Annotated in this window: 10 protein-coding genes; 5 read left to right on the top strand and 5 right to left on the bottom strand. The window is 72.9% G+C overall.

Annotation, left to right across the window (positions count from 1 at the left end; genetic code table 11):
- Nucleotides 1-1481: 1481 nt before the first annotated feature.
- A complete protein-coding gene (locus ACQPY4_RS28275; RefSeq protein WP_433325838.1) occupies nucleotides 1482-1874 on the top strand; it encodes an MBL fold metallo-hydrolase in 393 nt (130 codons plus the stop codon).
- Here the strand turns inward: ACQPY4_RS28275 and ACQPY4_RS28270 are convergent.
- From ACQPY4_RS28270 to uraH, 5 genes are all read right to left on the bottom strand, one after another.
- A complete protein-coding gene (locus ACQPY4_RS28270; RefSeq protein ID WP_433325836.1) occupies nucleotides 1871-2167 on the bottom strand; it encodes a metal-sensitive transcriptional regulator in 297 nt (98 codons plus the stop codon). The genes ACQPY4_RS28275 and ACQPY4_RS28270 overlap by 4 nt on opposite strands.
- A gap of 48 nt (nucleotides 2168-2215) precedes the next feature.
- Nucleotides 2216-2812 (bottom strand): histidine phosphatase family protein, encoded by a 597-nt coding sequence (locus ACQPY4_RS28265; protein ID WP_433325834.1) that lies wholly within the window; start codon nucleotides 2810-2812, stop codon nucleotides 2216-2218.
- 23 nt (nucleotides 2813-2835) lie between these two features.
- Nucleotides 2836-3951 (bottom strand): alanine dehydrogenase, encoded by a 1116-nt coding sequence (gene ald / locus ACQPY4_RS28260; RefSeq protein ID WP_433339054.1) that lies wholly within the window; start codon nucleotides 3949-3951, stop codon nucleotides 2836-2838.
- Nucleotides 3952-4067: 116 nt separating this feature from the next.
- Entirely contained in the window at nucleotides 4068-5246 is a 1179-nt protein-coding gene (locus tag ACQPY4_RS28255) for a glycerate kinase (RefSeq protein ID WP_433325832.1), read from the bottom strand.
- Between the two features lie 126 nt (nucleotides 5247-5372).
- Nucleotides 5373-5693 (bottom strand): hydroxyisourate hydrolase, encoded by a 321-nt coding sequence (gene uraH, locus ACQPY4_RS28250; RefSeq protein ID WP_433325830.1) that lies wholly within the window; start codon nucleotides 5691-5693, stop codon nucleotides 5373-5375.
- 169 nt (nucleotides 5694-5862) lie between these two features.
- Between uraH and ACQPY4_RS28245 the strand changes: the two genes are divergently transcribed.
- From ACQPY4_RS28245 to ACQPY4_RS28230, 4 genes are all read left to right on the top strand, one after another.
- The gene (locus ACQPY4_RS28245) at nucleotides 5863-7161 is read left to right on the top strand and encodes a helix-turn-helix domain-containing protein (RefSeq protein WP_433325828.1); all 1299 of its coding nucleotides are present in this window, start codon (nucleotides 5863-5865) and stop codon (nucleotides 7159-7161) included.
- 37 nt (nucleotides 7162-7198) lie between these two features.
- Nucleotides 7199-8473 carry a DUF5685 family protein gene (locus tag ACQPY4_RS28240; RefSeq protein WP_433325826.1) on the top strand — a complete coding sequence of 425 codons (1275 nt, stop codon included), beginning with the start codon at nucleotides 7199-7201 and terminating at the stop codon, nucleotides 8471-8473.
- Nucleotides 8474-8561: 88 nt separating this feature from the next.
- Nucleotides 8562-8933: a hypothetical protein gene (locus ACQPY4_RS28235; RefSeq protein ID WP_433325824.1), complete on the top strand. Its 372-nt coding sequence runs from the start codon at nucleotides 8562-8564 to the stop codon at nucleotides 8931-8933.
- Nucleotides 8930-10957 (top strand): cytochrome c oxidase assembly protein, encoded by a 2028-nt coding sequence (locus tag ACQPY4_RS28230; RefSeq protein ID WP_433325822.1) that lies wholly within the window; start codon nucleotides 8930-8932, stop codon nucleotides 10955-10957. Before ACQPY4_RS28235 ends, ACQPY4_RS28230 begins: the two co-directional genes overlap by 4 nt.
- Nucleotides 10958-10959 lie beyond the last annotated feature (2 nt).

Below are 10959 nucleotides of genomic sequence, written 5' to 3'. Positions count from 1 at the left end.
GCCCCGCTGCTTCGCGAATCTTCGCAGCCCGTTAGGCCATTCCGTCTCCCCGTCCGGCGCCTCGATCCACGTCTGCTCGTCCGTCCAGCCCCGCCTGCCGTGCCTCGCGCTGTGCGTTGTGCGCCCCGATTTCGCCCCCGACGCTCGGCGTCCGGCGCAGTGTGTCGCGTTCCGCATCCCCTTGAGCCTCGCGTCCCGGGCCGTGCCCCGCGCCCCGCGCCGCGCCCCGTGACCTCGTCCCTCGGCCTTCCGGGCGGAGCTGCTCTGCCTCGACGTCAGCTGTTCACATTCATCTGCTCGCGCCACATCACTGACTGGCCGCTTCGCGAGCCTTCGCGGCCACGTTGGGCCGTTCCGCCTCCCCCCAGGCGGCCCGATCCACGCCCGCTCGTCCGTCCAGCTCCGCGTGATGTGCCCCGCGCTGTGCGTTGTGCGCGCCGGTTCCGTGCACAGCGCCGTGCGCCCGCGTCCCGCCTCGGCCCCGCGCCTCGGCCCCGTGCCGCGCCCCCGCGCCGTGCGCCCGCGCCCCGCCTCGGGTCCCGGGCCGCGGCCTCGCGCCCCGCATGCCGCGTCCCGCGCCGTGCGCCCAGCGCGTGGCTTCGCGCCGTGCGTCCCGCTGCCGTGTTCCGCGACCAACGGCCCGCGTTCTGCGCCGTGCGCTGTGCCTTCGCGCTGTCCACTCGAAGTCCCGCGTTCGGCGCCGTGTGCCGTACCTCCCGCGCCGTGCGTCCCGCGCCCCGCGCTGTGCGTCCCGCGCCCCGCGCTGTGCGTCCCGCGCCCCGCGCTGTGCGTCCCGCCTCCGGGCCCCGCATGCCGCGTCCCGCGCCGTGCGTCCCGCGCCGTGCGTTCCGCTGCCGTGTTCCGCGACCAACGGCCCGCGTTCTGCGCCGTGCGCCCCGCGCTGTGCGCCTCACTCCCCGCGTCGCGCGCTCCATGTCCCGCGCCGTGTGCCGTGTGCCGTGGCTCCGCGTCGCAGGTCCGCGCCTTGCGTTGTGTTCCGCGGCCGCCGTTTTTTAAGACTTCGCGGCCCGTCGAACTCCGGCTTGCCGTTGAGGGGGCGGGGCCCGCGCTTGGGCGTCTGTTCGCCCCATGCTGTTCAGCCTTGCGCTCGGCGTCAGCTGACCGGGGTGATCGGCCATCCGTCTCTCGCCTTCGCGGGCACGTCTCTGCGCCAGGTGGGTTTGGCCGTCTGGGTTTCTGTGCGGAGCTATTCCGGGGCGGGGTGAGGTGTGCTGAAGCGCTTTCTCTGCCGGTGGTGGTCGATAGGGGCGTCGGGTGAAACTTGCAAATTTCGGACATGCCTGTGTGTGTGCAGGACGGCGATCGGGTGCTGGTGATCGATCCGGGCGTCTTCTCCGAGGGGGATGTTGCGTTGTCCGGTGCTACGGCCGTGCTTGTTTCGCACGAGCATGCTGATCACATTGACGTGGATGCTCTTAAGGCGGCCTGGGCGCGTGATCCGGCGTTGACTGTGTACACGCATGCGGGGCTGGCCGGGGGCGGTCGCGGTTGCCGCGGGGGAGACCTTCAGTGCCGGTGGCTTCAGCGTGAAAGCTGTTGGTGGTGAGCAAGCCGAGGTTATCGACGGCCTTCCCGGCTGTCCGAACCTTGGGTTTCTCGTGGACGGCCTTTATCACCCGGGGGATTCCTTCTTCGTGCCCTCCGAAGAGGTCGAGACCCTGCTGGTTCCGGCGTCGGGTCCCTGGGTGAAGATCGGTGAGGCCATCACCTTCGTGCGGGGGGTGCGGCCCGCTCGGGCGTTTCCGATCCACGACATTCAGCTCAGCAGGATCGGTCTGGAGTACTTCGACGAGTGGCTGGAAGAGGAGGCCGAGTACGCCCGGATCCCGGCGGGCGCATCCGTTGACCTTTAGCCGCGGCGCATCAGGCGGCCTACGGCGGCCATGAGTTCGGTGGACATGGCTTCGGACTTGCCTTCTTCGGCGCCTTCGGCGACGCAGTGGCGGACGTGGCCGTCCAGGAGGCCCAGGGCGACCTTGTCGAGGGCGGCCTGGATGGCGCTGATCTGGGTGAGCACGTCGATGCAGTAGCGGTCGTCCTCGACCATGCGTTCGATGCCGCGGACCTGGCCCTCGATGCGGCGCAGGCGGGTCTGGAGCTGGTCCTTGGTGGCGGTGTAGCCGCGGGTGGGCGTCTCGCTGGCCATCGTCGTCCTCGCAATCGTCTGGGGGCGCCGTCACCCCCAGGGGGTATTTTACCCTCTCGACGGCGGGACGTTCCAGGCGGTGATCACCGGTCGGTCGTGCTCGGTTCCGAGCGTGGACAGGGTACCGGTGTCCAGGGCGAACAGGCGTCCCGCTTTGGGCTCCAGGCCGAGCCAGCGGGCGGTCAGGACGCGCAGGACGTGGCCGTGGGCGACGAGGGCGACGTCGCCCTCGTCCAGGAGTGGACGGACGCGGGACAGGACGGCGTCCACCCGTGACCCCACGGTCTCCACGGACTCGCCCGGGTGGTCGGCGTCGCCGGGCACCACGCCGTCGTCCCACAGGTAGAAGCCGGGACGGTCTTCTCGGATCTCGGCGCTGGAGATGCCCTCGTAGCCGCCGTAGTCCCATTCCCACAGGTCGGGGTCGACGGCGTCGACGGTCAGCCCGGCGAGTTCGGCCGTGCGGCGGGCGCGCTCGGCGGGGCTGCTGAGGACGCGGACGAACGCGCGCCCGCCGACCACGGGCTTGAGCGACCGGGCCTGCTCCTCACCGCGCTCGGTGAGCGGCAGGTCGGTCCGGCCCGTGTGCCGGCGGGCGCGGCTCCACTCGGTCTCGCCGTGTCGCAGGATGATCAGTTCCCCCATGGGACACACCCTACGACGTCCGGTCAGGCCAGGACGGTGGCGAGGGAGCTGTGCGGGAGGTCGTGGGCCTCGGCAACGGGGCCGTAGACGACGTTGCCGTCGAAGGTGTTGAGGCCGGCGGCCAGGGCGGCGTCGTCGCGGAGGGCCTGGTGCCAGCCCTTGTCGGCGATGGCCACGGCGTACGGGAGCGTGACGTTGGTGAGGGCGTAGGTGGAGGTGTTGGGGACCGAGCCCGGCATGTTGGCCACGCAGTAGAAGACCGACTCGTGGACCTTGTAGGTCGGGTCGGCGTGGGTGGTGGGGCGGGAGTCCTCGAAGCAGCCGCCCTGGTCGATGGCGATGTCGACGAGGACGGAGCCGGGCTTCATCTGCGAGACCAGGTGGTTGGAGACCAGGGTCGGGGCCTTGGCGCCGGGGATCAGCACCGCGCCGATCACCAGGTCGGCGGCCTTGACCTCCTGCTCCAGCGTGTAGGAGTTGGAGACCAGGGTCTTCAGCCGGCCCTGGTAGATCGCGTCGATCTGGCGGAGCCGGTCGACGTTGACGTCCAGGATCGTGACCTCGGCGCCCATGCCGACCGCGATCTGCGCCGCGTTGAGGCCGGAGACGCCGCCGCCGATCACCACGACCTTGGCCGGGGCGACCCCCGGGACGCCGCCCGGCAGCACGCCGCGGCCGCCGTTGGAGCGCATCAGGTTGTAGGCGCCGACCTGCGGGGCCAGGCGCCCGGCCACCTCGGACATCGGGGCCAGGAGGGGGAGGGCGCCGTTGGGCAGCTGGACGGTCTCGTACGCGATCGCGGTCACACCGGCGTTCAGCAGCGCGTCGGTGCACGCGCGGGACGCGGCCAGGTGCAGGTAGGTGAACAGGGTCTGGTCCTGGCGCATCCGGTGGTACTCGTCGGCGATGGGCTCCTTGACCTTCAGGATCAGGTCGCCCTCGGCCCAGACGGCGTCGGGGCCGTCCAGGATCTTGGCGCCGGCGGCCGTGAAGTCGTCGTCCGGGATCGCCGAACCCAGGCCCGCGCCGACCTCCACGAACACCTCGTGCCCGTGCCGGGTCAGCTCGTGCACCCCGGCGGGGGTGATGGCGATCCGGTATTCGTGGTTCTTGATTTCGCGCGGCACGCCGATCTTCACGGTGTCCTCCGTCAACGCTGACCAGGATGTACGCCTCAAGAGTGCGGGGTGCGGAGGGCCGGCGACCACGTCCAGTCTGTAAAGGCATTCCCCGATATCCTGACACCGCGTAACGGCTAGGGGCGGCGCGGAGGCAGCCATTCGTCGGCTATGGCCACCGTGAGCTGCTCCAGCAGCGGTCCGGCGTGCCGGACGCAGCGCGCGGCGTCCGGCTCGATGTCGGTGAGCGCGTAGGCCGCCTGGACGCGCGCCCGGCGCAGCTGCTCGCCGGTCAGGCCCCGGCGGCCGGCCACCGCGACGACCGGAACCCCCGCTCGGGCGGCCGCCCTGGCCACTCCGACGGGTGCGCGGCCGCGCAGGGTTCTGGCGTCCAGTGAGCCTTCCCCGGTGACCACGAGTCGTGCGCCTCGGGCTTTGTCGGCGAAGCCGAGCAGGTCGAGCATCAGGCCGAGCCCCGGCTCGATCGAGGCGCCCAGGAACGCCAGCGCGGCGAACCCCACCCCGCCCGCGGCCCCGGCGCCCGGACGGTCGCGGGCGTTGGTGCGCGCCGCCGCCTCGGCCAGGTCGGCCCAGCGCCGCAGGCCCGCGTCCAGCATCCTGGCCTCGTCGCGCCCGGCGCCCCGCCGGGCCGCGTGGGCGGCGGTCGCGCCGTTGCGGCCCAGCAGCGGGCTGGACGAGTCGCCCGTGGAGTCGCCCGCCAGGACGATCCGTACCCCGGAGACGTCGGGCAGCCCGCGCAGGTCGAGCGCGTGCAGGGAGCGCAGCGCGGCTCCGCCCGGCGGGAGGTCCTTGCCGAGGGCGTCGAGCAGCCGGCCGCCGAGCCCCTGGACGAGCCCCGCGCCGCCGTCGGCGCAGGCGGCGCCGCCCACGCCCAGCACGATCTTGCGCGCGCCCATCCGCAGCGCGTGGGCCAGCAGCTGCCCGGTCCCGAGGCTGGTCGCGGTGAGCGGCTGGGCCCGTCCCCCCGGGAGCCGCCGCAGACCGGACGCCTCAGCGAGCTCCACGACCGCCGCCTGGCCGTTCAGGGCCATCGTCGCGGCGACGGGACGTCCCGTGGGACCCGACACCTCCACCTCGACCCGGCGCCAGCCCGCGGCGATCGCCGCCTCGGCGGTGCCGTCGCCGCCGTCGGAGACCGGCAGCTCGATCACCCGCAGCCCGGGACGCGCCCGGCGCAGGCCCGTCGCCAGGTGCTGGGCGACCTCGGTTCCGGTGAGCGACCCCTTGAACCGGTCCGGCGCGAGCAGCACATGGCCGCCCTGGAGCGGATCGAGGGGTGAGTCCGCGGACGCCACAGGCACGCCTTTCACGCCGGGAGGTAAGGCCTTACCTCCTGCTTACGTCATGACGGCACTATTTGACACCCAGAACCTTGTGCCAGGGTTTCAAATGGCGTGATGCACTCGGTGTTGACGGCGCGGTCAGCTTCCCCTGTAGGTGGAGTAGCCGTAGGGACTCAGCAGCAGCGGCACGTGATGATGCTCGGCGGCGTCCGCCACGACGAAGACGATCATCACTTCCGGGTAGAAGGACGGCCTTCCCGCGAAGTAGTGGCCGGTGCCGAACCTGAGGCGGTAGGTGCCCGGCTCGTCCGCCGAGGGCGCCCGCCAGCGGCCGTCGGCGTCGGTGGCTCCCTCACCCAGGGGCTGCCAGGTCGTTCCGTCGTACCGGTCCAGCCGGACGGGCACCTCGGCGGCCGGGCGCCCCAGTCCGGTGTCGAGGACATGGGTGGACACTGTCATGATCCCAGTAGACCAGTGATCCGCGATAGGAATGGGGTGCCGGACGGGCGGCCGCCCGGGTCGTCCTGCGATAACAGCGCGGCACACAGAGCAGATCGAGTAGATTTCTTCCCTCGCGTCCCGTCGGGCGCGGTCGGTGAGAGAGAACCCCGTAGGCGGTGGTCACACGATGGATCGGGAGACGCTCGGGCAGCGGATCCGGGCCCTGCGCATCAGACAGGGCGTCAGCCAGGCCCAGCTCGCTTTTCCTGAGCTGTCCGACAGTTACATCTCTCTGATCGAGAGCGACAAGCGGATTCCGGCGCCCAGCGTCATCGACCTGCTGGCCGCCAAGCTGAACTGCTCGGCGACCTACCTGGTCAGCGGGGTCAAGGAAGACGTCGTCGACGAGCTGCGGATGACGCTCGACTACGCCGAGATCGCGCTGGCCAACGGTGCCGCCGCCGAGGCGCGCGCCCGCTTCGCCGAGGTGCTGGCCAGCGCCGACGCCGTCGCGCTCCCGGACATGATGCACCAGGCCCGCTGGGGCCACGCGCTGGCGCTGGAGGCCGCGGGCGAGCTCGAAGAGGCGATCGCCGGGCTGCGCGCGCTCACCGACCAGGCCTCGGCCGAGGCCGACCTCGAACACTGGGCCAAGGTCCACGTCGCGCTCAGCCGCTGCCTGCGCGAGCGCGGCGACATCAGCGCCGGGGTCGAGGTGGCCGAGAACGCGCTGCGCCACCTCATCGCCTCGGGCGCCGACTCCACCGACGCGGCCGTGCTGCTGGGCGCCACGCTGCTCGCGGCGTTCATCGAGCGCGGCGACCTGGTCCGCGCGCGCCAGCTCGCGGCCCAGCTCGTCCAGCGGGCCGAGCGCATCGGCGGCGCCCGCGCCAAGATGACCGCCTACTGGGAGGCCGCCTACGTCGCCGAGATCTGCGGCGACTACGAGAACGGCGTCACGCTGGCCGAGCGGGCGCTGATGCTGGCCGGCGACGAGGACGACCCCCGCCACATCGGCCGGCTGCGCATCATCTACGCCGGGCTGCTGATGCGGGCGCGTCCCGACCAGGCCGAGAACGCCCGCGAGCTGCTGAGCCGGGTGCGCCGCGAGATCAACGCCAGCTCCGCCGGCGAGATCGACGTCGCCTGGTGCCTCACCGAGCTGGCCCGCGCCGACATCGCGCTGGGCCGCGCCGCCGAGGCCGTCACGCTCACCGACGAGGCCCTCGACCTGCTGGGCGACGCGCCCCGCCGCGCGACCGCCTGGGCGCTGACCGTCCAGGGCGAGGCGTGTGTGCGGCTCGGCCGCCGCGAGCGGGCGATCGAGGTCCTCACCCGCGCCGCCGACCATCTGCGGGAGATGGAGTCCTCACGCGACGCCGCGCAGGCGTGGTTCGACCTGGCCGAGCTGCTCGGCGAGACCGGCGCCCCCGAAGAGCCCCGCCTGACCGCCTACCGCCGCGCGTTGACCTGCGCGGGGGTCTGACACCGCCGCACGACGACCCGACGGAGAGCCCGACCGCATGTTCGGAATCGTGAGGCCGTGCAGGCATGTCCTGTGCGGGCACCTGTTCGACGACTGGCTGGCCCATCTGTGCGGGCTGTGCCTGACCCTGCGGGCCGAGCATGGCCAGCTGGCACGGATGGTCACCAACTACGACGGCCTGCTGGTCTCGGTGCTGGTGGAGGGGCAGACGCCCGACCTGTCGCCGCGCCGCAAGGCGGGGGCGTGCGCGCTGCGCGGGATGCGGCGGGCCGACGTCGTCGACGCGCGGGCCGAGGGCGCCAGGCTCGCCGCCGCGACCTCGCTGCTGCTGGCGGCGGGCAAGACCCGCGACCATCTCGCCGACGGCGACGGCCCCTACGCCCGGCGCCTGGTCGCCTCGGCCGCCGGACGCGTCGCCGAGCGCTGGGACGGCGCGGGCGGGCGCACCAGCGGCCGCATCGGGTTCGACCCCTCGGTGCTGCGGGACGCCGTGGCCCGCCAGCCCCTGCTGGAGGCCGAGCCCGGCATCGGGCTGCTCGACCTCACCGAGCCCGCCGAGACGGGCGTGGCGGCGGTCTTCGCGCACACCGCCGTCCTGGCGCGCAAGGAGCACAACGCCGAGACGCTCGCCGAGGCCGGACGCCTGTTCGGCCGGCTGGCCCATCTGCTCGACGCGGTCGAGGACGTCCACACCGACCTGGCCTCGGGCGCCTTCAACCCGCTGATCGCCACCGGCACCGGCCCGGCGGAGGCACGGCGGCTGTGCGACGACGCCGTCCAGGGCATCCGGCTCGCCCTCGACGACCTCGACCTGGAGAACCGGGCCCTGGTGCGGATCCTGCTCGAGCGCGAGCTGCGCCGCTCGGTCGACCAGATCTTCGCACCCCATCCCGGCGGCCAGTCCCTGCGCCAACCCCACGGCCATCACCCGCACGGCCACCAGCCGCCGTACCCGCCCGGTCAGCAGCCGCACGGGCACCAACCTCAGCAGCCGCACGGGTACAACCCGCAGCACTACCCGCCTCAGGGGCCGAACCTGCAGAAAGGTGGTGGCGGCGACTGGGGTCAGCCGCCCGGGGGCGGCGGCTTTGGGGGCGGTGGCGGCTACGGCTACCCCGACGGACGTCCCAGGCGGCCCGGCCTGCCCATCCCGTGCTTCACCGGAACCCTGGTCTGCTTCACCTGCGGCATCTACCAGCCCAAGTGGTCCAAGCACCGGCGCAAGTCGTGCTCGGACCGGTGCTGGTGCACGCGTCACTGCGACAGCAGTTGCGACTGCAACTGCTGTGAGTGCTGCGACTGTTCGCCGTGACCCGGTTGTACTCGACCCGGAACCTCCGCACGGGCCCGGCTCAGTAGGCTGGGGGAGCCTCCGAACCGAATGGAGAACCCGGCCTTCCATGTTCACCCTCACGTCCCGCCCGCTCGTCCGGCGGGGAGCTTCCGCGGCGTTCGTCGCGCTCCTGGCCACGCTCCTGCTGGCCTGCGCCTGGACGGTCGGCGTCGGTCCGGCCGAAGGCGGCGCGGCGGCGCGGGCCGGGGCGGTCTCCGGTAGCACGCCGTCACCCGACGGCCTGGTCCGGACGGCGCCCGCCGGAACACCCCAGACGATCACGCTCAGGGCGACCGCGGGCACCCGTGCCGAGAAGGGCTCCGGCTCGGGCACGGCGAAGATCGTCATGATCGTGGTCGGTGTGCTGGTCGGCGTCGGGATCGGCCTGGGGATCGTGTACCGCGCCAAGCGCAAGCACGGGCCGGGCTCCGGGCTGTGAACGGCGGCAGCCTGCGCGTCGCGCGCGTCGGGGCGGTGGCCCTGGCCGCGTCGGTGACGACCATGGTCGTCGGGCTCGTCGTGGGCGGGGCCGTCGCCGAGAAGGTCACGCCGCTGCTGGGCGACCCCGGTCCGGTGACCCGCTGGGGCCTGCCGCTGTCGCGCCTGGCCATGGACCTGTCCGCGGTGGTGACCGTCGGCGCCCTGATCGCTGCCACGCTGCTGCTGCCGCTGGAGGGCGGCAAGTCGGGCAAGGGCGGCCCGCGCCTGTCGTCCGACGCCCTCACCTACCTGCGCGCCGCCTCCTGGACGGCGGCGGCCTGGGCCGCGGCCGCCGCGGCCAACCTGGTGTTCACCGTCGCCGACGTCACGGCCCAGCCCGTGCTCGACGTGCTGACCGGCAACGAGCTCAGCGGCTACGTCGGGACGCTCCCGCAGGGCACCGCGCTGATGCTGGTCGTGCTGCTCAGCGTGGTGGTCGCGCTGCTGGCCCGCACGAGCACCACCCCCGCCGCCGCGTTCGGGCTGCTGGCCATGGCCGTGGTCGCGCTGCTCCCGCCGCCGCTGACCGGGCACTCGGCCTCGGCCGCCAACCACTCCGCCGCCACGACCGGCACCGCCCTGCACGTGGTGGCCATCGCCCCGTGGGTCGGCGGGCTGCTCCTGCTCGGGGTGCACGCCCTGTCGGGCGCCGGGAAGCTCGACGTCATGGCCGACCGGTTCAGCCGGATGGCGCTGTGGTGCTACATCGCCGTCGGCGCCAGCGGCTTCGTCAACGTGATCGTCCGGCTGCCCGACCCGAACGAGCTGCTGAGCACCGACTACGGACGGCTCGCGCTCGGCAAGGTCGTGTTCTTCGCGCTGCTGGGCTGGTTCGGCTGGTGGCACCGGGGACGCACGCTGCCCGCGCTGGCCGCGCGCAAGCCCGGGGCGTTCACCCGCCTGGCCAGCGTGGAGGCGGCCGTCATGGCCGCGACGATGGGCCTGGCCGTGGCCCTGTCGAGGACGGCGCCGCCCGCGCCCGTCGCCGAGGCCAACCCGGTCAAGGACCTCATCGGCTACGACATGCCGCCCGCGCTGACCCCGGCCCGCCTGGCCACCCTGTGGCAGTTCGACCTGTTCTTCGCCACGGTCGTCGTGGCGCTCGGGGCCCTGTACCTCGGCGGCGTCGTGCGGCTGCGGCGGCGGGGCGACTCCTGGCCGCTCGGACGGACCGTCTCCTGGTGCGTCGGGCTGCTCACAATCGTGATCGCCACCCAGAGCGGCATCGCCAAGTACGCGCCGGTCCTGTTCAGCGTCCACATGGTCGAGCACATGGTGCTCAACATGCTGGCGCCGATCTTCCTGGTGGTCGGCGCGCCCGTCACGCTGGCGCTGCGCGCGTTCAAGCCCGCCAAGATCCGCGGCGACCGGGGGCCGCGCGAGTGGCTGACCGCCGCCCTGCACAGCAGGTTCACGGCGTTCGTCGCGCATCCCGCCGTGGCGACGGTGATCTTCGTGGCGAGCACGTTCGTGCTCTATTTCACGCCGCTGTTCGAGAAGGCGATGCGCAACCATCTCGGGCACATCGCGATGACGGCGCACTTCCTGCTGGCCGGGTCGCTGTTCTTCTGGGTGCTGCTCGGCGTCGACCCGGCGCCGAAGAAGCTGCCCTACCCCGGGCGCGTCCTGCTCCTGTTCGTCACGATGCCGTTCCACGCGTTCTTCGGCATCGCGCTGATGAACCTCGGCGAGCCGCTGGCCCGCGCCTGGTACCAGGCGGTCGACCCGTCCTGGGGCACCTCCACGCTGAAGGACCAGCACACCGGCGGCGCGATCGCCTGGGGCTTCGGCGAGATCCCGACGTTCATCGTGCTGACCTTCCTGGCGTTCCAGTGGTTCTTCGCCGACCAGCGCCAGGCCAAGCGCGACGACCGCAAGGCCGACCGCGCCGCCGCCGGAGGCGGGGGCGGCGAGGACGAGCTGGCCACCTACAACGCGCGCCTGGCCAAGCTGGCCGAGAAGGACCGCCGCGACCGGACGTGACC

The organism is Spirillospora sp. CA-294931 (genome assembly GCF_050946795.1).
Lineage (GTDB): Bacteria > Actinomycetota > Actinomycetes > Streptosporangiales > Streptosporangiaceae > Spirillospora.
This window is presented reverse-complemented; position numbering and strand designations above follow the sequence as displayed.